Origin of the sequence: Pseudomonas sp. (assembly GCF_030690725.1) — a bacterium.
Lineage (GTDB): Bacteria > Pseudomonadota > Gammaproteobacteria > Pseudomonadales > Pseudomonadaceae > Aquipseudomonas.
Genome location: NZ_JAUYGD010000032.1, coordinates 104,159 through 127,834, shown reverse-complemented (window position 1 = coordinate 127,834; position 23,676 = coordinate 104,159). Strand labels below are relative to the sequence as shown.

Genomic DNA, 23,676 nt, shown 5'->3' with positions numbered 1-23,676 from the left:
CTTAGCGCTCGACCGGGGTATCCGGGTGGTTGCCCCACTCGCCCCAGGAGCCGGCGTAGGCTTTTACCCGTGGGTAGCCGAGCAGCTTGGCGACCAGGTAGGTAAAGCCGGAGCGGTGATGGGTCTGGCAGTGGGTGATGATTTCTTTGTCGGCCGTGATGCCGAGGCTATTGAGCTGCGCCTGGATATCCTCGCGGATGCGCAGTGCTCGGGCAGGGTCCATGCCCGCAGTCCACTCGAAGTTGATGGCGCCGGGGATGTGCCCGGCTTTCTGCGCCAGGGCTTTTTCGCCGCTGTATTCACTGGGGGCGCGGGCATCCCAGATCGCCAGATCGGCGGCGCCGAGGCGGCTTTGCAGGTATTCGCGGGTGGCGGTCGGCGCAGCGTGCAGCTGCAGGGCAACAGTCTGCGCGCCGGCTTGCGGCACACCTGTGCTGAGCTCGCGCTCTTCTGCCAGCCAGGCCGGCAGGCCGCCGTTGAGGTAGTGATAGCGCGCGTGGCCAATCACATCCAGCAGCCAGATAAAGCGTCCGGCCCAGCCGCCGCCTTCATCGTCATACACCACGTAGACGGCGTCGGGGTTATGCCCCAGTTCGCCAAACAGTTGCTCAAGCTGCGCCTGCTCAGGCAGCAAACCGGGCGCTGGCGGCTGGCCCAGTTGGGTGCGCTTGGGGTCGACAAAGCGCGCACCAGGGATGTGGCCGGCGGCGTAACGGGCGTTGCTGGTCAGGTCGACCAGAATCAGCTCGGGCGCATTCAGGCGGCTGGCCAGTTGCGCGGGTTCGATCAGCAAGGGCAACTCAGCGAAGGCGGTCATGCCGGGCCTCTTTTGACAGGAAAGGGACGGATTGTAGCGGAAAGCCTAGCGCCCGCGGTTGGCAAAGCTGGCCAGAGCGCGCTCAATGCATTGCACGGTTTTGCCGAAGCCCTGCACGCTGGCATCGCTCAGCGCCCGGCCACCCTGGTCGGCGAAGATCAGCATGACCACGCGGTTGTTGCTGGCAATTGAGCGAATCAGCAGGTGTTCGCTGGGAAACAGGCTTTTCAGCGAGCCGGGCAGCATGGCGGAGAACTGCGCGATGTTGGCCGGGCTCAGTTTGAGTTGTGCCGGCGCGCTGAGCAGGCGGCGCAGCACCTGGCTTTGCTGTGGGTCAAGGCTGAGGCTGGCGGCGGCCTTGTCCAGGCCGCTCTGCTGCTGGGCGATCAAGCGGGTGTGGTTGCGGTCGGCGAGCAGGATCAATACACGTTGCATGCCGCAGGCCTGGATTGCCTGATTGGCGCAGGCGGTGAGCTGTAGCACATTGGTAAATGCGCTGGGTTGAGCGAGCAATTGTGCGCATTGCTGGCGCCACTCGCTGACGACTGCGGGCTTGGGCTGTTCGACTGTGGCTTTAAGGTGCCTTGCCTGCCACGGCCAGAGCAGCGCTTCGGCCGGGTGCCAGAGGTCGCTGCCGGGCATCTGTCGGGCGCTGCTGACGGCGTTTTGGTGCAGTAACTGCTGCACGTTATCGAGCGGCAGTTGCAGAAATAAACCGGTCAGGCGCTGCCAGCGCAGGCTGTGCGGACTGTTCCAGGCGTAGTGCGCGGACAGCGCCAGGCCGTTGGCCAGCAGGATGCTGTTGGCCGGCTGAGTCAGCCAGCGGCGCAGGTTGCTGTCGGCATCGAGGATTTGTTGCTGGTGCAGTGGATGTTCATTGTCGCGGGCGATATGCAGCGCCTTGACCAGCAGGCGGCGGTCGCTGACCAGTAGCCGGTAGCCCTGGATGACCCATTCCGGCAAATGCCACTGCTCGCTCAGGGCCAGGCACAGCTTCAGCAGCGGCACGCCCAGCAGCTCTTGTTCAACCTTGCTTGCGGCTTCGCCCTTGACCAAAACGCGCTGCTCCCACACCTCGAACAGCTCAGGGTGAGCGGCAAGCAAAGTCCATATTGGCGCCAGGAACAGCAGGCTGCCCCAGTGCACTTCCTGCCACAACCGCGCCAGGCGGCCGGCGAACAGGCCGTTGGCCTGGTGGCTGGCGTGCTGGCTGATCAGCTGAATCTGCCGCAGCGCTTTGGGTAATTCCTGCTCGGGGAGGGCGGGCAGGGCGTTGAGCAGGTCTTCGGTGCGTTTGATGCCGAGGCGGCTGATGGCGGCTTCGAGGCTTTCGGTTTGCTCGCTCAGTCCGCTGCTTTTACGGTTGGCTTCGCGCAGGACGCTGAGCGCCAGCGCTGGGCAGCCCTGCATCAAGTCCGCCAACTCACGCATCGAGCGATTACTGTCTGCCAGGGCGCGGCGCAGCGTCTGCTGACTGTTGATGGAGGCAGGCAATAGCTGGCTGTCCAGCTGCTTGAGCCAGTCTGTCAGGGTGCGCGGATAGTGGACGGGCTTTGGCATGCGGGTTGAGACAAGCTGGCTTTTGACCTTAACTGGCTATAGTCTCGCGCAAAACTTCCGATAAATAGAAGGGTTGTTTTGCAAAGCCCCTTTCTACCCTCTCTGGCAAGTCTCTTTCTATGGCAAAAATCATCGGCATCATTGTTGTACTCGCCAGTGTGCTGGGCGGGTTTATCCTCTCCGGTGGCCAGTTTATGGCGTTGGTTCACCCCTTTGAGATCTTGATCATCGGTGGTGCAGCGTTGGGGGCTTTTCTGCAGGCCAACCCTGGCAGCGCCTTTATGCATGTGTTCAAGAAGTCGCTGAGCATGTTCAGCTCGCGCTTTACCCATGCCTATTACCTTGATGTGCTCAAGCTGCTTTACGAGATTCTCAACAAGAGCCGCCGCGAAGGCATGATGGCCATCGAGGCCGATGTCGAAGACCCGGCCGCCAGCCCGATTTTCAGCAAGTACCCCGGCATTCTCAAAGATCAGCAGATGACCGCCTTTATCTGCGATTACCTGCGCATCATGTCCTCCGGCAACATGGCCCCGCATGAGCTGGAAGGACTGTTCGATATGGAGATATCCAGCCTCAAGGAAGAAATTGAGCACCCCGCGCATGCTGTAGCCAAGGTGGCCGACGGTATGCCGGCCATGGGTATCGTGGCGGCGGTGTTGGGCATTGTGATCACCATGTCGATTCTGGCCGAGGCGGATAACGCTGAGATCGGCCAGAAGGTCGGTACTGCGCTGGTCGGTACCTTCTTCGGGATTCTCGCGTCCTACGGCTTTTTTGGCCCCCTGGCTGCAGCTCTCGAGCATGATGCCAAGGAAGAGTTGAACGTCTATGAGGCGATCAAGGCCGGTCTGGTGGCTTCGGCCTCCGGGATGCCGCCATCGCTGGCTGTGGAGTTTTCCCGCAAGGTGCTGTTGCCTGCGCATCGCCCAAGCTTTACCGAGCTTGAGCAGGCCATGCGTGGGGGCTAAGGCGCAGCATGGAAAATAATCAGCCGATTATCGTCAAGCGGGTCAAAAAGGTTGCCGGTGGCCATCATGGTGGCGCCTGGAAAATTGCCTTTGCCGACTTTGCCACGGCGATGATGGCGTTCTTTCTGGTGATGTGGCTGATGACGGTGGCCACACCCGAGCAGAAGAAGCTGATTTCCGGCTACTTCCAGGACCCCGTGGGGTTTTCGGAAAGTGCCAGCCCCTATGTGATTGACTTGGGCGGTACGCCGACGCCGGCCCCTGATCGCACTCTGAACCCGGAACCGCAGGACGAAAAGAGCCCGGCCGAGGATGCGCAGGCGGATGTGGACAAGCTGCAGGCCGAGTCGATAGCCGAAGAAGTCGAGCGCGAGCGCCTGGAATTGCTGCTGCAGGAATTGCAGAACAAGGTTGAGGAAAACCCTCAGCTGCAGAACTTCAAGGATCAGATTCTTTTCGAGATCACCCAGGACGGCCTGCGTATCCAGATCATGGATGCCGAGAACCGGCCGATGTTCGCTTCCGGCAGCGCGCGTCTGCAGCCCTATTTCGAAGACATTCTGCTGGCCATGACCGACACCATCGCTGCGGTGCCGAACAAGATCAGCGTCAGTGGCCATACCGATGCCGCGCCCTTTGTCGGCCGTGGTGGCTATGGCAACTGGGAGCTGTCCTCTGACCGTGCCAATGCGGCGCGGCGTGTGCTGATTGCTGGCGGCTATGATGACGAGCAGGTGGCGCGGGTAGTGGGTTACGCGTCGTCGGCCTTGTTTGATCGGGAGAAGCCGCTCAATCCAGTCAATCGGCGTATCGACATTGTGGTGCTGACCAAGAAGGCTCAGCGCGCCATCGAGGGTGGGCAAAGTGATGCGGCTGAGCCGCCTGCCGATGCGGGTAGTCCGCCGGCTGCGCCGGCCATCGCGCCACCCGCCACGCCAGCGGAGCCGTTGCCTGGCGGGCAGTTACGCGAACGGCTGAATATCTTCGAGGAAGGCGTGTTGCAGTTCGATCAGCCCGCTGAGTGAGCTGCAGCTAAATGCCAAAAGGCCGCGACATGTCGCGGCCTTTTTATCTTGAATGGCTTGCCATCCCTGGCGGCCACCCTGCGGGCCGTCGCGGCGCGACGTTAAAAATCGCACCCGGCGATTTTTTTCAGTACTCGGCTTCTGGCAGGCTCGCCAGGATTTGCCGGTAACTGGCCATGCGCTGTGGGTGCAGGCGACCGTCTTCCAGGGCCTTAAGGAGGGCGCAGCCCGGCTCACGGTCGTGTTTGCAGTCGCGAAAGCGGCATTGCCCGATCAGCTCGCTAAACTCGATAAAGCCAGCTTCGACGTCATCACGGCTGACATGCACCAGGCCGAATTCACGAATCCCTGGGGAGTCAATCAGCTCGCCGCCGCCAGGAAAGTGAAACAGCCGTGCGGTCGTCGTGGTGTGAGTGCCTAGGCCGGACTGCTCCGAAAGCGGCCCAACGCGGGTGTCGACATCGGGTAGCAGGCTGTTTACCAGCGAGGATTTACCCACGCCGGATTGCCCCACAAACACACTGATATGCCCGTCAAGCTGCTGCTTGAGCTGCTCCATGCCATCACCTTGATGCGCAGATACCTCGAGCAGCTGATAACCCAGCTGGCGGTAAACGCTGAGCATGGCGTTGAGTGCCACGCCGTTTTGCTCATCAATCAGGTCGGCTTTGTTCAACAGCAACAGCGGGCGGATACCCGCATGCTCAGCCGCCACCAGATAGCGGTCGATCAGGTTGGCGTGGGGCTCGGGTAGCGGCGCGAAGACGATCACGATCAGGTCGACGTTGGCCGCGACTGGTTTGAGCTGGCCACGGGTGTCCGGGCGACAGAGTTCGGTGCTGCGCGGCAGTTGCGCGACGATTACGCCAATGCCCTGGTTGCCGGCGCGCCATACCACCTGGTCACCGGTGACCATGGTCGGCAGGTTGGCGCGCAGGTGGCAACGGAATACCTGGCCGGCCAGTTCACCATCCAGTGCTTCAACTTCGATCTGCACGCCGAAGTGAGCGATCACCAAGCCGGTCTGCTCCGGGCCGAGGTCACCGCCTTCAAGAATCTGTACAGCCTGCGACTCGCGCTTGGCGGCGCGGGCGGCACGCTCGCCCTGGATTTTTTCGATACGCCAGTTTTGCCGGCGGTTGAGTTGGCGTTTGGCCATGGGTCTTCCGAGAGTTGAATTGCGCAATAAACGGTCGCGAGTCTAGCACGGGCTGCCTATTGAGCTGCTGGCGCGGCTAAACTGCGGCACATCATCGGTCGGACGGTTGAGGAATCTGCATGCTGCGCGTTGTCCGCCACTATCCGGCGCTACTGGCCTTGTCTGCCCAGGTGGGCGCGACCGTGCTGATCGGCCTGGCGCTGTACTTGACGGCACAACTGTCGCCCTGGCGGCCGACCTGGCTGGCGGCCGGCCTGCTGCAAGGCTTGTTGGCTGCCACGCTGGCGCGTTATCTGGGGTTGTCGCGTTGGTGGTGCGGATTGAATTTGCTGTTCGTTCCTGCGCTGTTGCTGGCCAGTGGTGCGCCGCTGCCGTCCTGGGTGTTTCTCGGTGGTTTTTTCCTGTTACTGCTGCTGAACTGGAACAGCTTTGGCGAGCGGGTGCCGCTGTACCTGACAGCTGCCGGTACGCGTCAGTATCTGCGTGCGGTGCTTGATCAGCAGCCCGCGCAGTTTCGCTTTATCGATCTGGGCTGTGGCCCGGCCGGCACGCTGCTGAGCTTGGCCCGCCACTATCCACAGGCGCAGTTTGTCGGCGTGGAGACCGCTCCGCTGTCCTTTGCCATCGCCTGGTTGCGCGCCTTGTTGCAGGGCAATTGCCAGATCCGCTATGAAAACCTCTGGCGCAGCGACCTGTCGGCGTTTGATGTGGTGTATTGCTTTCTTTCGCCTGCGCCGATGCCGGAACTGTGGGCCAAGGCCTGTGCACAGATGCCGGCCGGTAGCCTACTGATCAGCAACACCTTCGAGGTGCCGGGGCAGCCGGCGAATCAGCAGATCGAACTGCATGACTGGCGTAAGTCGCGGCTATTGTTGTGGCGCATGCGCGGCGCGGCTTAAGCGCAATGCTGTCGGTCGAACGCAGTAGTTTTTCGGCGGCCTGTTAAACTGTCGGCCTTAGCCGAGGAGCCCCGCATGCAGAACCCGCAGAATCTGATCTGGATCGACCTGGAAATGACCGGTCTGGAGCCCGAAACAGACGTCATCATTGAAATGGCTACCATCGTCACCGACAGCGACCTGAATATCCTCGCGGAAGGCCCGGTGATTGCCGTGCACCAGAGTGATGAGCTGCTCGCCGGCATGGATGAGTGGAATACCCGTACCCATGGCCAGAGTGGCCTGACCCAGCGCGTACGGGAAAGCACCATCGGCCCGGCGGAAGCAGAAGCCATGACCATCGCCTTTTTGGAGCAGTGGGTGCCGAAGGGCAAGTCGCCGATCTGCGGCAACAGCATCGGCCAGGATCGGCGCTTTCTTTATAAGTACATGCAGAACCTGGAAGCCTACTTCCACTACCGCTATCTGGATGTCTCCACCCTGAAAATCCTCGCCGGCCTGTGGGCGCCGCAGGTCAAGGAGTCGTTCCAGAAGCAGGGCACGCACCAGGCGCTGGACGATATCCGTGAGTCCATTGCCGAGCTGAAGCATTACCGTCAGCACTTTCTTAAAGTCTGACGCAGGTAAAAGCCCGCTACAGCGGGCTTTTTTCTGTGCGTTCAGTAAAAGAAAGATGCGTAGGATGGATGACAACCCATCAGCCAATTGATGGGTTATCACCCATCCTACGACCTGCGAGCACAGCTGTATTCGTTACAGGCCGTGACGCGCCAGGGCCCACTCGACATGCTCGCGCACCAGTTCTGATGGGTGCTCGCGGCGCGCCTTGAGCGCTTCCAGCACCGGGATGCTGGAGGGCGCATTGCCCAGACCGACGGCCAGGTTACGCAGCCAGCGTTCGTAGCCGGCGCGGCGCAGTGGCGAGCCCTCGGTGCGGCTGAGGAACTCCTCTTCGCTCCAGCAGAACAGTTCGGCCAGCTCAGCGTTATCCAGGCTGTGGCGCGGTTGGAAGTCGCTCTGCGTGCTGGGTTTGGCAAAACGGTTCCACGGGCAGACCATCTGGCAGTCGTCGCAGCCGAACACCCGGTTGCCGATCGGTGCCCGCAGTTCTTCTGGAATCGAGCCTTTGAGTTCGATGGTCAGGTAGGAGATGCAGCGCCGCGCGTCCAGCACATAGGGCCCGACAAAGGCGGCGGTCGGGCAAATATCCATACAGGCGGTGCAGCGCCCGCAATGCTCGCTGGCGTGGGGCGGGTCCACCGGCAGTGGCAGGTCGACAAACAGCTCGCCGAGGAAGAAGTAGCTGCCGGCCTTGCGGTTGAGTACCAGGGTGTTCTTGCCGATCCAGCCGAGCCCGGCCTGTTCGGCGATAGCCTTTTCCAGCACTGGAGCGCTGTCGACAAAGGCGCGATAGCCGAACGGGCCGATCTGCTGCTGGATGCGCTCGGCCAGCTGCTGCAGGCGTTTGCGGATCAGCTTGTGATAATCGCGGCCCAAGGCATAGCGCGACACGTAGGCCTTCTCTGGCTGGGCGAGGCGCTGAGCCATCTGCGTGTCGCCGGGCAGGTAGTCCATGCGCAGCGACACCACGCGCAGGGTGCCGGGTACCAGTTCCTCCGGGTGCGAGCGTTTGCTGCCGTGGGCGGCCATATAGTCCATCTCGCCCTGGTAGCCGGCGTCCAGCCAGCGCTGCAGGTGCGCCTCGTGCTCGCCCAGTTGCACATCGGCAATCCCGACCTGCTGAAAGCCCAGCTCACGGCCCCAGTCTTTGATCGACTGGGCGAGGACGGCAAGGTCAAGGGTGTCAGTGTTCATATGAGGGCGGGTAACCGGGGCGCAGGTGCGTATAATTCTGCCAGACATCGGAGCCGACGCATGCTGCATTCGCCTGACAATCTTCCTCTGCCGCTCTACAGCGCCGCCCAGGTGCGCGAGCTGGATGCGCGATTGATCTCTGCCGGCACGCCGGGTTTCGAGCTGATGAGTCGCGCCGCGCATGCCATCTGGCGTGCCCTGCGCCGTCGTTGGCCGGATGCAGGCGTGCTGACGGTACTGGCCGGGCGCGGCAACAACGCCGGTGACGGTTACCTGGTGGCGGCGCTGGCGCTGCGTGCGGGCTGGCGGGTGCAGGCGCTGGCGGTCGGTGATGCGGCGCAGCTGCAGGGCGATGCCGCCCTGGCTCGTGATCAGGCGCTGGCCGCTGGTGTGGCGGTGCAGCCCTGGAGCGAATGCACCGAGCTGCACGGCGTGGTGCTTGATGCTTTGCTTGGCACGGGTTTGCAGGGAGCGGTGCGCGAGCCTTATGCCCAGGCCATTCGTCTGTTGAATGCCAGCGGTCTGCCAGTGCTGGCGGTGGATATTCCGTCCGGGCTCTGTGCCGATACGGGGCAAGTGCTGGGCGTCGCCGTGTGTGCGCAACTGACGGTCACCCTGATCGGTCTGAAGCTGGGCCTATTTACCGGGCAGTCGGCGGATTATCTGGGTGAATTGCAGTTTGATGATCTGCAGGCTGACTCGGCCCTGGTCGCGGCTCAGGCCTTTAGCGCGCAGCGCCTGGCGCCGGCCAGTTTGCCGCAGTTGCCGGCGCGTTCGCGAAGTGTGCACAAGGGCCAGTTGGGCCATGTGCTGGTGGTGGGCGGCGATCGTGGCTTTGCCGGCGCCGGGCTGTTGGCGGCGCAAAGCGCGCTGCGCGCCGGTGCCGGGTTGGTCAGTCTGGCGACCCGCAGTGAACATCTGCCGGCAGCGCAGGCGCGTTTGCCCGAGGTGATGGCCGTCGGCGTGGCTTCGGCCAATCAGCTGCTGACGCTGGGCGCCAATGCCAGCGTCTGGGTGGTTGGCCCGGGATTGGGGCAGGGCGCCTGGGGGCGCAGTCTGTTATCGGCGGCTGCGGCCAGTCGTGCTGTGCAGGTGTGGGATGCCGATGCGCTGAACCTGTTGGCGCAAGCGCAGGTCCAGTTTCCAGCGGATGCTGTGCTTACACCGCACCCCGGCGAGGCGGCGCGCTTGCTGGGGCTCAGCACGGCCGAGGTGCAGGCGGATCGTCCGGCGGCGGCCCGCGCTTTGGCCCAGCGCTACCAGGCGGTGTGCGTGCTGAAAGGCGCGGGCAGCCTGATTGCCGCGCCGGATGGCGGCTTGTGGCTGTGTGATCGCGGCCACCCGGTTATGGCCGGCGCCGGCTTGGGCGATGTGTTGGCCGGGTTAATCGGTGCGCTGCTGGCCCAGGGGCTGCCTGGGCTGGCGGCGGCCCAGCTGGCGGTTTATCTGCATGCCTGCGCCGGCGAGCAGCTGGCGAAGCAAGGCCGTGGCCTGGCGGCCAGTGATTTGTGTGTGGTTATTCGTGAATTGTTGCAGGAGCAGTCTGCGTGTCTGAATTAGAACTGTTGGCCACCGACGAAGAGGCGATGCTGGCGCTGGGCGCACGTATTGCCGAGGCGACCGGCGGTGTTGGCGTGATCTATCTGCATGGCGACCTTGGCGCCGGCAAAACCACCCTGTCGCGCGGCATTATTCGTGGCCTGGGCCATGTTGGCGCGGTTAAAAGCCCGACCTTTACCCTGGTGGAGCCCTACGAGATTGGCTCTTTGCGCGCCTTTCACTTTGACCTCTATCGTCTGGTTGATGCTGAGGAGCTGGAGTACCTGGGCATTCGTGATTACTTCGAAGGCGATGCGCTGTGCTTGGTCGAGTGGCCGCAGCGCGGTGCAGGCGTTTTGCCAAAGGCTGACCTGGACATTACCATTAGCCCGCATGGGGCCGGCCGGGCGCTGCGTTTGCAGGCGCAAGGCGCACGTGGCACCGCCTGGTGCGCCGCTTTGGCCGTCGGGGCATGAATTTATTATGGGGTTGGTTATGCGCATAAGCGCGCGTTTCATCGCAATTGGAGTGGCATTGGTAGCCCTGGCCGCCGATGTAATGGCCGCTTCGGATGTGCGCAGTGTGCGGCTGTGGCGTGCGCCGGATAACACCCGCCTGGTGTTTGACCTGTCCGGCCCGGTGCAGCACAGCGTATTTCTGCTGTCGTCGCCCAATCGCATCGTCATTGATGTCAGCGGCGCCAAGCTGGCCACCAACTTCGATCAGCTGACCCTGAGCAACACGCCAATCACCGGCGTACGCTCGGCGCAGCGCACCCCGAATGACCTGCGCGTGGTGATTGACCTGTCGGCAGCGGTCACGCCTAAGAGCTTTACCCTGGCCCCCAATCAGCAGTATGGCCATCGCCTGGTTGTCGATCTGTTTGATCAGGAAAGCGGCGCCGCACCTAGCCTGCCTACTACTGTGGCTACCGCACCGCAAGTACCTGTGACACCAACCCAGGCCCCGCCTAAGCTGACGCCAATACCCAACGGCAAGCGCGATATCGTGATTGCCATCGACGCCGGGCACGGCGGTGAAGACCCAGGTGCGCTGTCGCCGGTCAAAGGCCAGTATGAAAAGCATGTGACCCTGGCGATTTCCAAGGAATTGCAGCGGCAGATCAATGCCGAGAAGGGTTTCCGCGCCGAGCTGGTGCGCACCGGTGACTACTTTATTCCGCTGCGCAAGCGCACCGAGATCGCCCGCAAGAAGGGCGCCGACCTGTTTGTCTCCATCCATGCCGATGCCGCACCGCGCGCCGCTGCATTCGGTGCCTCGGTGTATGCCCTGTCGGATCGCGGCGCCACCTCGGAAACTGCGCGCTGGCTGGCGGATGCGGAGAACCAGTCGGACCTGATCGGCGGCGCCGGTAATGTCAGCCTGGACGACAAGGACAAGATGCTCGCCGGGGTGCTGCTCGACCTGTCGATGACCGCCTCGCTGTCATCCAGCCTGAACGTCGGCAACAAGGTGCTGGGCAATATGGGCCGGGTGACGCCGCTGCATAAGCGGCGGGTAGAGCAGGCCGGCTTTATGGTGCTGAAATCGCCGGATATTCCGTCGATCCTGGTGGAGACCGGGTTTATCTCCAACCCCAATGAGGCCAAGAAGCTCGCTTCGGCCAGCCACCAGCAGGCCTTGGCCCGCTCGATTGTTACGGGCGTACGGCAGTTCTTCCATGAAAATCCACCGCCTGGCACTCACGTGGCCTGGTTGCGTGATAACGGCAAGATTACCCTCGGCCCGCGCGAACATGTGGTCAGTTCCGGCGAAAGCCTGGCGCTGATCGCCCAGCGTTACCAGGTCAGCCTGGTCGTGCTGCGCAGTGCCAATTCGCTGAAAAGCGATGTGATCAAGGTTGGTCAACGTTTGCAGATCCCGGCGACTGCTCTGGCTGCGCAGCCATGAGTGAAGCTGCGCGTATCCAGCTGCTCAGCCCGCGGCTGGCGAACCAGATTGCTGCCGGTGAGGTGGTTGAGCGTCCAGCCTCGGTAATCAAGGAGCTGTTGGAAAACAGCCTGGACTCCGGCGCCAAGCGTATCGAAGTGGATGTCGAGCAGGGCGGCGTCAAGCTGCTCAAAGTACGCGATAACGGCAGCGGTATCTCCCCGGACGATCTGCCCCTGGCGTTGGCCCGGCACGCCACCAGCAAGATCCGCGAACTGGAAGACCTTGAACAGGTAATGAGCCTGGGCTTTCGCGGCGAGGCGCTGGCGTCGATCAGCTCTGTAGCGCGCCTGACCCTGACTTCGCGTACGGCAGATGCCGAACAGGCCTGGCAGGTGGAAACCGAAGGTCGCGATATGCAGCCGCGGGTACAACCTGCGGCGCATCCGGTTGGCACCTCGGTGGAAGTGCGCGACCTGTTCTTCAACACCCCGGCGCGGCGCAAGTTTCTCAAGACCGAAAAGACCGAATTCGATCACCTGCAGGAAGTGATCAAGCGCCTGGCGCTGGCGCGTTTCGACGTGGCTTTCCATCTGCGCCACAACGGCAAGACCGTTCTCGGTCTGCATGAGGCTCCGGATGAACAGAGCCGCGCGCGGCGGGTCGCTTCGGTTTGCGGTCCGGCGTTTCTCGAGCAGGCGCTGCCCATTGATATCGAGCGCAACGGCCTGCACCTGTGGGGCTGGGTGGGCTTGCCGACTTTCTCCCGTAGTCAGGCCGATCTGCAGTATTTCTATGTGAACGGGCGCATGGTGCGCGACAAGCTGGTTGCCCACGCGGTGCGCCAAGCCTACCGCGATGTACTGTTCAACGGCCGTCATCCGACCTTTGTGCTGTTTCTGGAAATCGACCCCTCGGTGGTCGATGTCAACGTGCACCCGACCAAGCACGAAGTGCGCTTCCGTGATGGGCGCATGGTGCATGACTTCCTCTACGGCACCCTGCACCGTGCGCTGGGTGAGGTGCGCCCGGAAGATCAGCTGGCGGCTCCGGCAACTGTCAACGAGATGCTACGGCCGACCGGTCAGGCTGCCGGCGAGTTTGGGCCGCAGGGTGAAATCGGTCTAGCTGCCAGCTTGCTGCAACCGGCGCCCAGTAACTCGGTGTGGCGTTCGCCGGGCGCCGGTTATCAGGGCGCTCGCCCCGAGGCGGCCTTGCCGGCCGCCGAAGCCCAGGGCGCCTATCGCGAGTTTTTCTCGCCGATGGCCACTGCGCCGGCTCCAGCAGGCCTGCCGGATGCGCAAGGCGATATTCCGCCCCTGGGTTATGCCATCGCCCAGCTCAAGGGCATCTATATCCTTGCCGAGAACGTCCAGGGGCTGGTGGTGGTGGATATGCACGCCGCCCATGAGCGCATTACCTATGAGCGGCTTAAAGTTGCCATGGCCAGTGAAGGCCTGCGCGGCCAGCCACTGCTGGTGCCGGAGTCGATTGCCGTCAGTCAGCGTGAAGCGGACTGCGCCGAAGAGCATGCCGAGTGGTTCCAGCGGCTGGGTTTCGAGTTGCAGCGTTTGGGCCCGGAAACCCTGGCGATTCGCCAGATTCCCGCGTTGCTCAAGCAGGCCGAGGCCACTCGCCTGGTGCAAGATGTGCTCGGTGATCTGCTCGAATACGGCACCACCGACCGCATTCAGGCGCACCTCAATGAGCTGCTTGGCACCATGGCCTGCCACGGTGCGGTGCGCGCCAATCGGCGTCTGACCCTGCCGGAAATGAACGCCTTGCTGCGCGATATGGAACACACCGAGCGCAGCGGTCAGTGCAACCATGGCCGTCCGACCTGGACGCAGATGGGTATGGATGACCTGGACAAGCTGTTCCTGCGCGGCCGCTAGCCGGCCGTTGAAAACTACCTGCGTTGCCGATACGGCGTTAAAAACAGGCTCAAAATGCTCATTTACAGCAGTAAACTCCGCTTTTTCGCCTGTTTTTGCCTTGCCTCGGCCGCCTCGCCTACATTTTCAACGGCCTGCTAAGCCGCCGCGCCATTTAGAGAGTTATAAGCATGTCCGAGCGCCTGCCTCCGGCGATTTTTCTCATGGGGCCGACTGCGGCCGGCAAGACCGATCTGGCCATCGAGCTGGCGCGAGTGCTGCCGTGCGAGTTGATCAGCGTCGATTCCGCGCTGATTTACCGTGATATGGACATCGGCACGGCCAAGCCGGATAAGGCCACGCTGGCCGAGTTCCCGCATCGGCTAGTCGATATTCGCGACCCGGCCGAGAGCTATTCGGCGGCCGAGTTCCGTGCTGATGCCCTGGCGGCTATGGCGGAGATCACTGCGCGCGGACGTATTCCGCTGCTGGTGGGCGGCACCATGTTGTATTTCAAAGCATTGCTCGAAGGTCTGGCCGAAATGCCCAGTGCCGATGCAGCGTTGCGCGCCGAGTTGGAGGCGCGCGCCCAGGCCGAAGGTTGGGAGGTGCTGCATGCCGAGCTGCGCGCGGTCGATCCAGAGTCGGCGGCACGTATCCACCCCAATGACCCGCAGCGCTTGATTCGTGCCCTTGAGGTCTATCACTTGAGCGGGCACAGCATGACCGTTCATCGCCAGCGCCAGGCGACAGAAAATACTGCCGGTGGCGCATCGGCAGCGCGGCAATTCCCCTATACTGTGGCGCAATTGGCCATTGCCCCGGCACAAAGGCAGCTGTTGCATGAGCGAATTGCCCTGCGATTTCGCTTGATGTTGGAACAGGGGCTGGTTGCCGAGGTCGAACGCCTGCGTCAGCGAAGTGACTTGCACGTTGGGCTACCGTCTATACGGGCGGTGGGTTATCGCCAAGTCTGGGATTATCTGGACGGCAACCTCGACGCTGAACAGATGCAGGGGCGCGGCGTTATCGCCACGCGCCAGCTGGCCAAGCGACAGTTCACCTGGTTACGTGGTTGGCAGCAGGATGTGCACTGGCTCGATAGCGTCGATTGCGACAATCTGCCGCGTGCCTTGAAATACCTGGCAGCGGTCTCCATATTGACCTGAGACCTTGCCGTTGGCCGTCTATCCTTGGGGGTATGACGGCTTTAAGCCGTTCGTTGGTTTACTAAAATTATTGAAAATTGATCCTTAAAGGAGTGCGGCACATGTCAAAAGGGCATTCGCTACAAGACCCTTACCTGAATACCTTGCGTAAGGAACGCGTCCCGGTTTCTATTTATTTGGTTAACGGCATCAAGCTGCAAGGCCAGATCGAATCTTTCGACCAGTTCGTGATTTTGCTGAAAAACACTGTCAGCCAGATGGTCTATAAACACGCCATTTCCACTGTAGTGCCTAGCCGTCCGGTGCGTCTGCCGAGCGCCAGCGAAACCGAGCAAGCTGAAGCTGAGCCTGGTAACGCCTGATTTAGGAGGCTGCATTGTTCTTCGAGCGCCATGAAGGTGGAGAGCGGGCCATTCTGGTACATCTGGACGGCCAAAATTCCGAGGCGCGCGAGGACCCGCAAGAGTTTCAGGAGCTGGCCATCTCGGCCGGTGCTGAAACTGTCGCGTTCCTCAGTGTTCCGAGCAATCGGCTGACGGCCAAGTACCTGATCGGCAGTGGCAAAGTTGAAGAGCTGCGTGATCAGGTCAAGGCCGCTGAGGCTGATCTGGTCATCTTCAATCACGTCCTCACGCCCAGTCAGGAACGTAACCTTGAGCGTGCTTTCGAGTGTCGGGTATTGGACCGTACCGGTCTGATCCTCGACATTTTTGCTCAGCGCGCGCGTACCCATGAAGGCAAACTGCAGGTTGAGCTGGCCCAGCTCGACCACATGAGTACGCGTCTGGTGCGCGGCTGGACCCACCTTGAGCGGCAGAAGGGTGGTATCGGTCTGCGCGGCCCGGGTGAAACCCAGTTGGAAACCGACCGCCGCCTGCTGCGCGTGCGGATTCGTCAGATCAAGCAGAAGCTGGAAAAGGTGCGCAGCCAGCGTGAGCAGGCTAGGCGCGGCCGTCAGCGTGCGGACATTCCTTCGGTATCGCTGGTGGGCTACACCAACGCCGGCAAGTCGACCCTGTTCAATACCCTGACCACCTCGGACGTATACGCAGCCGATCAGCTGTTCGCCACCCTCGACCCCACTCTGCGTCGTCTTGAGTTGGATGATCTGGGGCCGATCGTGCTGGCTGATACTGTGGGCTTTATCCGGCATTTGCCGCACAAGCTGGTTGAGGCGTTCCGTGCGACCCTTGAGGAGTCGAGCAACTCCGATCTGTTGTTGCACGTAATTGATTCCCACGAGCCCGAGCGCGATCAGCAGATTGAGCAAGTGTTGGCGGTGCTGAGTGAGATCGGTGCCCATGAGCTGCCGATGCTTGAGGTGTATAACAAGCTCGACCTGCTTGAGGGCGTGGAGCCGCAGATTCAACGCGATGCCGATGGCAAGCCGCAGCGGGTCTGGTTGTCTGCGCGGGACGGGCGTGGTTTGCCGTTGCTGCGTCAGGCCATTGCCGAGTTGTTGGGCGATGATCTGTTTATCGCGACATTGCAGTTGCCGCAGCGCCTTGGGCGTTTGCGTGCGCAGTTCTTCGCCTTGGGCGCAGTACAGAGCGAATCGCATGCCGAGGACGGTAGCAGTCTTCTGGCCGTGCGTTTGCCGCGCATTGAGCTGAATCGGCTGGTCAGCCGTGAAGGGCTGAAGCCGCAGGAATTTATCGAGCAACACACTTTGCAATAAAGCCTGCATCAGCGACTTTGCCGCTGGTTGCATGCATTCTGTAGCATTGGCGGGCGCGCCGTGGGCGCGTCTTTGCTTTATCAGATGGAGAGCGCTATGGCTTGGAATGAGCCGGGTGGCAACTCGAATAATCAGGACCCATGGGGTGGCCGTAAGAACGGTGATCGCAAGGGGCCGCCGGATATCGATGAGGCCTTCCGCAAGCTGCAGGAGAGCCTGAATGGGCTGTTCGGTGGCGGCAAGAAACGAGGCAGCGAGACGGGCTCGGGCAATAGCGGCGGCTTCGGTCTGCTGTTCGTGGGTCTGGGGTTGTTGGCTGCGGTCTGGCTGTACAGCGCGATCTATGTCGTTGATGAGCAGGAGCAGGCCGTGGTGCTGCGCTTCGGCAAATACTACGAGACGGTCGGCCCGGGCCTGAATATCTATTTCCCGCCGATTGATCGCAAGTTCCAGGAAAACGTCACCCGCGAGCGTGCTTATAGCAAGCAGGGGCAGATGTTGACCGAGGATGAGAACATCATCGAAGTGCCGCTGACCGTGCAGTACAAAATCAGCAACTTGCAGGATTTCGTGCTCAACGTCGATCAGCCGGAAGTCAGCTTGCAGCATGCAACTGACAGTGCCGTGCGTCACGTGGTGGGTTCCACCGAGATGGACCAGGTGCTGACCGAAGGTCGCGAACTGATGGCCAGTGAGGTCAAGGACCGCTTGCAGCGCTTCCTTGATAACTACCGCACCGGTATCGCCGTGACCCAGGTCAACCTGCAGAGCGCAGCTGCACCGCGCGAAGTGCAGGAAGCCTTCGATGACGTGATCCGTGCCCGTGAAGACGAGCAGCGTGAGAAGAATCAGGCGGAAACCTACGCCAATGGCGTGGTGCCGGAAGCTCGTGGTCAGGCGCAGCGCCTGATTGAGGATGCCAACGGTTACCGTGATGAAGTGGTTTCCCGCGCACAGGGTGAGGCGGATCGCTTTACTGCATTGGTGACCGAATACCGCAAGGCGCCTGAGGTGACTCGCGAGCGTCTGTATCTGGACACCATGCAAGAGCTGATGACCAATACCAGCAAGGTGCTGGTGACCGGCGATAAGGGGCAGAACAACCTGCTTTACCTGCCGCTGGACAAAATGATCGATGGTCGTAGTTCGTCTGCGCCTAGCTCGATATCCGGTGCTGCGAGTAGCGCGGATACTGGTTCGCGGCTAACTATTGATCCGCGTCAGGTTGAGCTGCGTACAAGGGAGAGCCGTTGATGAGCAATAAATCGCTGATCGCCCTTATTGTTGGCGTGGTGCTGGCGCTGGTCGCCTGGAACAGCTTCTACATCGTGGCGCAGACTGAGCGTGCGGTGCTGTTGCAGTTCGGTCGTATCGTCCAGCCGGACGTACAGCCGGGCCTGCATGTGAAGATTCCGTACGTCAATCAGGTGCGCAAGTTTGATGCTCGCCTGCTGACGCTGGACTCAACCAGCTCGCGTTTCCTCACTCTGGAAAAGAAAGCGTTGATGGTTGACGCCTTCGCCAAATGGCGGGTGCTGGATGCCGAGCGTTACTACACCGCAACTTCCGGTATGAAGCAGATTGCTGACGAGCGCCTGGCGCGTCGTCTGGAAGCGTCGCTGCGTGACCAGTTCGGTAAGCGCACCCTGCATGAGTCGGTGTCCGGTGAGCGTGATGCGCTGATGGCTGATGTAACCGCATCGCTTAACCGTGCCGCACAGCGTGAGCTGGGTATCGAAGTGGTAGACGTGCGCGTCAAGGCCATCGACCTGCCGAAGGAAGTTAACCGCAGCGTGTTTGATCGCATGAGCTCCGAGCGTGAGCGTGAGGCTCGTGAGCACCGTGCCAAGGGTAAGGAGCTGGCCGAAGGTATTCGTGCCGACGCCGACCGTCAGCGTCGTGTGTTGCTGGCCGATGCCTACCGTCAGGCTGAAGAGCTGCGCGGTGAGGGTGATGCCCAGGCTGCGGCGATCTATTCCAAGGCCTACGGCATGGATCAGGAGTTCTATTCGTTCTATCGCAGCCTGAGGGCTTATCGCGAGAGCTTCGCCGATAAGCGTGACGTGCTGGTGCTGGATCCGAAGAGCGACTTCTTCCGCTATCTGGAGAAGTCCAAGCCTTAAGTCATCACCCCGGCGGGCAGCCGCCGGGGTGATCCTTGTGGAAAACGTGGTATCATGCGGCAGCCGGGAAAATCCCGGCTTTTTTGCGTCTGTGGGAAGCATGTGGCAGGAATTAGGCATCGCGTTGTGTCTCGTGCTGGTGCTGGAAGGCATCCTGCCCTTCCTATGTCCGCGCCATTGGCGTGACACGCTTTTACAACTGACGCAGTTGTCTGACAGGCAGCTGCGTCTGCTGGGGTTGGCCAGCATGTTGCTGGGAACAACCGTCCTTTATTGGCTTCACTGAAGGCTTGTGCCGCCCGGTTCAAGAGGGGAATGGCGAAATGGCAACGGTAGACCGCTGGCTGCTGCCAGATGGCATCGAAGAAGTACTGCCACCGTACGCAGGGCGTATTGAAGTGGCGCGCCGCCAGGTGCTGGATCTGTTCCAGCGCTGGGGCTATGAATTTGTGGTCACCCCGCATATCGAGTACCTGGAATCGCTGCTGACTGGCGCTGGCCAGGACCTGGATCTGCGCACCTTCAAAGTGACCGACCCGCTGTCCGGCCGGCAGATGGGCTTTCGTGCTGACATCACGCCGCAGGTGGCGCGCATCGATGCGCATACCCTGCGCCGCGAGGGGCCGAGCCGTCTGTGCTACGCCGGCAGCGTGGTGCATGCCCAGCCGCGTGCGCTGACCACTTCGCGCAGCCCGATTCAATTGGGTGCCGAGCTGTATGGCGACGCCAGCCCGGCCAGCGATGTGGAAGTGATCAGCCTGCTGGTCAACACCCTTGAGCTGGCGGCGGTGCCGGATGTCCACATGGACCTTGGTCATGTCGGCATCTATCGCGGCCTGGCGCGCGCCGCCGAGCTGTCTGGCGAGGTCGAGCAGCAGCTGTTTGACGCGCTGCAGCGCAAGGCGATGGATGAGGTGGTCGAGCTGACCGAAAGCCTGCCGGATGACCTGCGCAAGATGTTGCGCGCGCTCAGCGAGCTATGTGGTGGTCGTGAAGTATTGGACCTGGCTCAGGCTTGCCTGGTCGATGCGCCGGACGATGTGCATGCCGCGCTGGATGACCTGATGGCGATTGCCGATGCGCTGAGCTTGCGCTACCCGGAATTGCCGCTGTACTTCGATCTGGGCGAGCTGCGCGGCTATCACTACCACACCGGTGTGGTGTTCGCGGCCTTCGTTCCGGGTGTGGGGTATGCCATCGCCCAGGGCGGTCGTTATGACGACATCGGCGCCGACTTCGGTCGCGCCCGTCCGGCGACAGGTTTTTCCACCGACCTGAAAACCCTGGTAAGCCTGGGGCAGATGCAGTTGGGTGAAGAGCCTGCCGGTATCTGGGCGCCGGATAACCATGATGTGTTTTTGTGGCAGGCGATTGTGCGCTTGCGCCAGGACGGTCAGCGCGTGGTTCAGGCATTGCCTGGCCAGGTCGCGGCTGACGCCGAGGCTGCAGGCTGTGATCGTCAGCTGCTGTTGCGTGATGGCCGCTGGCAGTTGGCTGCACTGACAGCCTAAGCGGTCGTGCGAAAAGTTTCCGTCGGCTATGGCCGGCATCAAGTTTGCGAAGAGGGTTAGTGTTATGGGTAAGAATGTCGTAGTCCTGGGCACCCAGTGGGGCGATGAAGGCAAGGGCAAGATCGTCGACCTGCTGACCGAACAGGCTGCAGCTGTTGTGCGTTACCAGGGCGGTCACAATGCTGGCCATACCTTGGTGATCGACGGCGAAAAAACCGTTCTGCACCTGATCCCCTCCGGCATCCTGCGCGAAAACGTGCAGTGCCTGATCGGCAACGGCGTGGTGGTTGCCCCTGACGCGTTGATGCGTGAAATCATCAAGCTGGAAGAGAAGGGTGTGCCGGTGCGTGAGCGTCTGCGTATCAGTCCGTCCTGCCCGCTGATCCTGCCGTACCACGTGGCCCTTGATCAGGCCCGTGAGAAAGCTCGTGGTGATGCCAAAATTGGCACCACCGGTCGTGGTATTGGTCCGGCTTACGAAGATAAGGTGGCGCGCCGCGGTCTGCGCATTGGTGATCTGTTCCACCGTGAGCGTTTCGCTGCCAAGCTCGGTGAGCTGCTGGATTATCACAACTTCGTACTGGTCAATTACTACAAAGAGCCGGCCATCGACTTCCAGAAGACGCTCGACGAGTGCATGGAATACGCCGAGCTGCTCAAGCCGATGATGACCGACGTGACCGCTGTGCTGCACGACATGCGTCGTGAGGGCAAGGACATCATGTTCGAAGGCGCCCAGGGTTCGCTGCTGGATATCGACCACGGCACCTACCCCTACGTCACCAGCTCCAACACCACCGCGGGCGGCATCGCCACCGGTTCCGGTTTTGGTCCGATGTACCTGGATTACATCCTCGGTATCACCAAGGCCTATACCACCCGTGTTGGCTCCGGTCCGTTCCCGACTGAGCTGTTCGACGAAACCGGCGCGTTCCTCGCCAAGCGTGGTCACGAATTCGGCTCTACCACAGGTCGTGCGCGTCGTTGCGGTTGGTTTGATGCCGTGATCCTGCGTCGCGCCATCGAGATCAACAGCATCTCCGGTCTGTGCCTGACCAAGCTGGACGTGCTCGACGGTCTGGAAACCATCCGCATCTGTGTTGGCTACAAAGACCAGAATGGCGACGTGCTGGTTGATGCGCCGACTGATGCCGACAGCTACCTGGGTCTGCAGCCGGTTTACGAGGAGTTGCCAGGCTGGAGCGAATCGACCCTGGGTGCCAAGACTCTGGAAGAGCTGCCAGCGGCTGCGCGTACTTACATCAAGCGTGTGGAAGAGTTGGTTGGTGCGCCGATTGATATCGTCTCCACCGGCCCGGACCGCAACGAGACTATTGTGTTGCGTCATCCGTTTGCCTGATAGTCACAGGCAGTGCACAAAGGGTCGCCAATTGGCGGCCCTTTGTCGTTTCTGGTCCGCGTAAAAATATCCGAGCTAGCCTTTATAAATCAGCTTCCCCGCCGTTATAGGCATTACCGCTGTTAGGAGTGTCTGCCGTGTTTGCCATTATTTCTGTGCTGCGCAGTCGTTTGTTGTTGCCGGTGTTTCTGGCGCTGGGTGTGGCCTTGCTGGTTCAGGTTGTCGTGGCGGTGGCGTTGACCCGTACCACGGTGGCAACGCTTGAGGCCGATCTGGCCAAGGGCATGCAGGCTGATACGGCGCGTCTGGTGGATGAGCTGGCCAAGGCCGGCGATGAAGTGCGCGGCGGGCTGGACAGTCTGTCTGCCAGCACTCAGGCGCAGTTGGCCAAAGGCCTTTCCGCGCGGCTGGCTGAGGAGCAGGCGCAGATTCGCGGCGTGCTGGACAGCAACCTTAAGCGTTCCGCTGATGAGTTGGCGCAGCTGTTATCGGCTGTTGCGCCCAAGGCAATCTGGGATGCCGATGTACCGGCGCTGACTGAGTTGGCGCGTGGCGCGCATCGCAATCCTGCGGTGTTGTTTGCGGTGTACCTCGATGCACAAGGCGCGCGGCTGACGCGGCACCTCAATCGGCAGGACTCTCGCGTGCGTGCGCTGATGGCCAAAGGCGAGGGCGATGGCGCGCTGGATAAGGTGTTGCAGGCCGCTGCCAGTGATCCGGGTGTGTATATCGCCGAGGCGACGATCAGCCCGATGGGTTCGGATATCGGCAAGGTTCTTTTGGGGGTTTCCACGGCGTCAGTGGATGAGGAATTGGCGAAGCTGGATCAGCGTTTCGTCAGCCTGATCGACAGCAGTGGGCAGTTGGTTTCCGACAGTTTGAGTGGTGCCGCCACCAGCAGTGCGGACGCCCTGGCGGCGCGGTTGAGCGTGGCGCGTGAGGCAGCCGGCGGCATGGAGCAGAGCAGTCGCGAGGTGGTGCAGCAAGCTGCAGCCGGTTTGCGCTGGAATATCAGCATGGGCCTGGTGGTGGTTGCGGTGGTGATTCTGCTGGTGTTGGCGCTGGTGCTGGGGCGGCGAGTGGTCAGCAAGCTGCATACATTGATTGCGGTACTGAATGACTGGGCTGCGGGCGAGGGGGATTTGACTCGCCGGGTCGAGCTCAATAGTCGTGATGAAATTGGCGATATGGCGGCGGCGGTCAATCGCTTCGTCGCCAAGTTGCAGCCGATTGTGCGCGAGGCGGGTGAGGTGGCATCGCTCACCGGGCAGGAAATCGGCAATCTGGCCTCGCGCAGTGCGGCGGCCGAGTCGGCTGCCGAGCGTCAGCGCGATGAGGTGGCGGGCAGTCTGCAGGCGCTGGCGGAAATGGCGGGTGAGGCGCAGGCGGAAAGTCACGCCATGCGCGAGGCGTTACAGCGCGTCGGGGCGATTCGTCAGGCCGCGGATGACAATGCCGCGATTGCGCTGCGTGTGGGTGGCTCGATTGAGGAGTTGGTGCGGCGTGTGGAAACCGGCTCGGCAGTCATCGAGCGGCTGGCCAAGCAGAGTGAGCAGATTGAGGTAGTGCTGACGGTGATTCGCTCTATCGCCGAACAGACCAACCTGCTCGCTCTGAATGCGGCGATTGAAGCGGCGCGAGCGGGTGAAAGCGGTCGCGGTTTTGCTGTGGTGGCGGATGAGGTGCGCGCGCTGGCGAGCAAGACGCAGCAGTCCACCGGCGATATCCAGACCCATATCGGCGCGCTGCAGCAGGGCGCGCGCGAAGCGGTTGAGGCTATTGGTCAGGCGGGCAAGCAGGCGGATCAGGGCTTGGCGGCATTGCGCGAAAGTGCGCGGGTGCAGCAGTCGGTGCGTGAGGCGGTGGAAGAGGTGCATGGTGCAATCAACGCCGCGACCGAGGCGGCCGCGCACCAGGCGGAGGGCGCGGATGCTGTGCGTGGGCGTGTCGAGGTGATTCATCGCGAGGCGCAGCGGGCGGCGGAGGCTGTGGCGGCGACGGCGAATAGCGGTCGGGTGCTGGATGGTTTGGCGAAGAAACTCAAGGCCAGTCTGGGGCAGTTTCGCGTTTAAGCTGGATCAGGGTGGGCATGCGTAAGTGCCCGCCGAATTGATTGCGCTGTGATGGGTTAAATCGCAGGCAATAAAAAACCGAGCCAGTGGCTCGGTTTTTTGAATTGGTGCCCAGGAGAAGACTCGAACTTCCACGACCGTAAGGTCACCAGCACCTGAAGCTGGCGTGTCTACCAATTTCACCACCTGGGCATTGATTGCAAAACTTGCTTAT

21 protein-coding genes and 1 tRNA gene are annotated in these 23,676 nt (G+C 61.7%); 17 read left to right on the top strand and 5 right to left on the bottom strand.

Annotated elements, in window-relative coordinates:
* Position 1 precedes the first annotated feature (1 nt).
* Entirely contained in the window at positions 2-817 is an 816-nt protein-coding gene (locus Q8O69_RS06320; protein ID WP_305590503.1) for a rhodanese-like domain-containing protein, read from the bottom strand.
* 45 nt (positions 818-862) lie between these two features.
* Positions 863-2,377: an HDOD domain-containing protein gene (locus Q8O69_RS06315; RefSeq protein WP_305590501.1), complete on the bottom strand. Its 1,515-nt coding sequence runs from the start codon at positions 2,375-2,377 to the stop codon at positions 863-865.
* A 119-nt stretch (positions 2,378-2,496) separates the two neighbouring features.
* Here Q8O69_RS06315 and motA point away from each other — a divergent pair, with 119 nt between their 5' ends.
* Both motA and motB read left to right on the top strand, forming a co-directional pair.
* On the top strand, positions 2,497-3,348 hold the full coding sequence (gene motA / locus Q8O69_RS06310) for a flagellar motor stator protein MotA (RefSeq protein WP_305590499.1): 852 nt from the start codon (positions 2,497-2,499) through the stop codon (positions 3,346-3,348).
* 8 nt (positions 3,349-3,356) lie between these two features.
* On the top strand, positions 3,357-4,373 hold the full coding sequence (gene motB, locus Q8O69_RS06305; protein ID WP_275960542.1) for a flagellar motor protein MotB: 1,017 nt from the start codon (positions 3,357-3,359) through the stop codon (positions 4,371-4,373).
* 127 nt (positions 4,374-4,500) lie between these two features.
* On the opposite strand, the gene rsgA is transcribed toward motB, so the two are convergent.
* A complete protein-coding gene (rsgA, locus tag Q8O69_RS06300) occupies positions 4,501-5,532 on the bottom strand; it encodes a small ribosomal subunit biogenesis GTPase RsgA (protein ID WP_305590497.1) in 1,032 nt (343 codons plus the stop codon).
* A 119-nt stretch (positions 5,533-5,651) separates the two neighbouring features.
* Between rsgA and Q8O69_RS06295 the strand changes: the two genes are divergently transcribed.
* Together Q8O69_RS06295 and orn are read left to right on the top strand one after the other, a co-directional pair.
* The gene (locus Q8O69_RS06295) at positions 5,652-6,431 is read left to right on the top strand and encodes a class I SAM-dependent methyltransferase (protein ID WP_305590495.1); all 780 of its coding nucleotides are present in this window, start codon (positions 5,652-5,654) and stop codon (positions 6,429-6,431) included.
* A 75-nt stretch (positions 6,432-6,506) separates the two neighbouring features.
* Positions 6,507-7,049, top strand: a complete 543-nt coding sequence (orn, locus tag Q8O69_RS06290) for an oligoribonuclease (protein ID WP_275960545.1) — start codon at positions 6,507-6,509, stop codon at positions 7,047-7,049.
* Between the two features lie 135 nt (positions 7,050-7,184).
* Here the strand turns inward: orn and queG are convergent, their stop codons facing one another.
* Positions 7,185-8,246, bottom strand: a complete 1,062-nt coding sequence (gene queG / locus Q8O69_RS06285; RefSeq protein ID WP_305590492.1) for a tRNA epoxyqueuosine(34) reductase QueG — start codon at positions 8,244-8,246, stop codon at positions 7,185-7,187.
* 60 nt (positions 8,247-8,306) lie between these two features.
* On the opposite strand from queG, the gene Q8O69_RS06280 reads away from it, so the two are divergent.
* The 13 genes from Q8O69_RS06280 to Q8O69_RS06220 all read left to right on the top strand — a co-directional run bounded on the left by Q8O69_RS06280 (position 8,307) and on the right by Q8O69_RS06220 (position 23,462).
* Complete coding sequence (locus Q8O69_RS06280) at positions 8,307-9,806, top strand: NAD(P)H-hydrate dehydratase (protein WP_305590490.1); 1,500 nt, start codon at positions 8,307-8,309, stop codon at positions 9,804-9,806.
* Entirely contained in the window at positions 9,794-10,261 is a 468-nt protein-coding gene (gene tsaE, locus Q8O69_RS06275; protein WP_305590488.1) for a tRNA (adenosine(37)-N6)-threonylcarbamoyltransferase complex ATPase subunit type 1 TsaE, read from the top strand. The genes Q8O69_RS06280 and tsaE overlap by 13 nt, the downstream gene beginning before the upstream one ends.
* A gap of 7 nt (positions 10,262-10,268) precedes the next feature.
* Positions 10,269-11,696, top strand: a complete 1,428-nt coding sequence (locus Q8O69_RS06270; protein ID WP_371136055.1) for an N-acetylmuramoyl-L-alanine amidase — start codon at positions 10,269-10,271, stop codon at positions 11,694-11,696.
* Positions 11,693-13,570 carry a DNA mismatch repair endonuclease MutL gene (gene mutL, locus Q8O69_RS06265; RefSeq protein WP_305590484.1) on the top strand — a complete coding sequence of 626 codons (1,878 nt, stop codon included), beginning with the start codon at positions 11,693-11,695 and terminating at the stop codon, positions 13,568-13,570. The genes Q8O69_RS06270 and mutL overlap by 4 nt, the downstream gene beginning before the upstream one ends.
* A gap of 170 nt (positions 13,571-13,740) precedes the next feature.
* Positions 13,741-14,718 (top strand): tRNA (adenosine(37)-N6)-dimethylallyltransferase MiaA, encoded by a 978-nt coding sequence (miaA, locus tag Q8O69_RS06260; protein WP_305590482.1) that lies wholly within the window; start codon positions 13,741-13,743, stop codon positions 14,716-14,718.
* A gap of 101 nt (positions 14,719-14,819) precedes the next feature.
* Positions 14,820-15,080 carry an RNA chaperone Hfq gene (hfq, locus tag Q8O69_RS06255; RefSeq protein ID WP_090249679.1) on the top strand — a complete coding sequence of 87 codons (261 nt, stop codon included), beginning with the start codon at positions 14,820-14,822 and terminating at the stop codon, positions 15,078-15,080.
* 14 nt (positions 15,081-15,094) lie between these two features.
* Positions 15,095-16,396 carry a ribosome rescue GTPase HflX gene (gene hflX, locus Q8O69_RS06250; protein WP_305590479.1) on the top strand — a complete coding sequence of 434 codons (1,302 nt, stop codon included), beginning with the start codon at positions 15,095-15,097 and terminating at the stop codon, positions 16,394-16,396.
* A gap of 96 nt (positions 16,397-16,492) precedes the next feature.
* Positions 16,493-17,650 carry an FtsH protease activity modulator HflK gene (gene hflK, locus Q8O69_RS06245; RefSeq protein ID WP_305590477.1) on the top strand — a complete coding sequence of 386 codons (1,158 nt, stop codon included), beginning with the start codon at positions 16,493-16,495 and terminating at the stop codon, positions 17,648-17,650.
* On the top strand, positions 17,650-18,519 hold the full coding sequence (hflC, locus tag Q8O69_RS06240) for a protease modulator HflC (RefSeq protein WP_275960555.1): 870 nt from the start codon (positions 17,650-17,652) through the stop codon (positions 18,517-18,519). Before hflK ends, hflC begins: the two co-directional genes overlap by 1 nt.
* A 100-nt stretch (positions 18,520-18,619) precedes the next feature.
* Entirely contained in the window at positions 18,620-18,805 is a 186-nt protein-coding gene (locus Q8O69_RS06235) for a DUF2065 domain-containing protein (protein ID WP_160016276.1), read from the top strand.
* Between the two features lie 37 nt (positions 18,806-18,842).
* Positions 18,843-20,030 (top strand): ATP phosphoribosyltransferase regulatory subunit, encoded by a 1,188-nt coding sequence (locus tag Q8O69_RS06230; protein WP_305590474.1) that lies wholly within the window; start codon positions 18,843-18,845, stop codon positions 20,028-20,030.
* 64 nt (positions 20,031-20,094) lie between these two features.
* Positions 20,095-21,390, top strand: coding sequence for an adenylosuccinate synthase (locus Q8O69_RS06225; RefSeq protein ID WP_090249662.1), 1,296 nt, complete (start codon positions 20,095-20,097; stop codon positions 21,388-21,390).
* A 137-nt stretch (positions 21,391-21,527) separates the two neighbouring features.
* Positions 21,528-23,462 (top strand): methyl-accepting chemotaxis protein, encoded by a 1,935-nt coding sequence (locus tag Q8O69_RS06220; protein ID WP_305590471.1) that lies wholly within the window; start codon positions 21,528-21,530, stop codon positions 23,460-23,462.
* A 105-nt stretch (positions 23,463-23,567) separates the two neighbouring features.
* On the opposite strand, the gene Q8O69_RS06215 is transcribed toward Q8O69_RS06220, so the two are convergent.
* Positions 23,568-23,654, bottom strand: a tRNA-Leu gene (locus Q8O69_RS06215).
* Positions 23,655-23,676 lie beyond the last annotated feature (22 nt).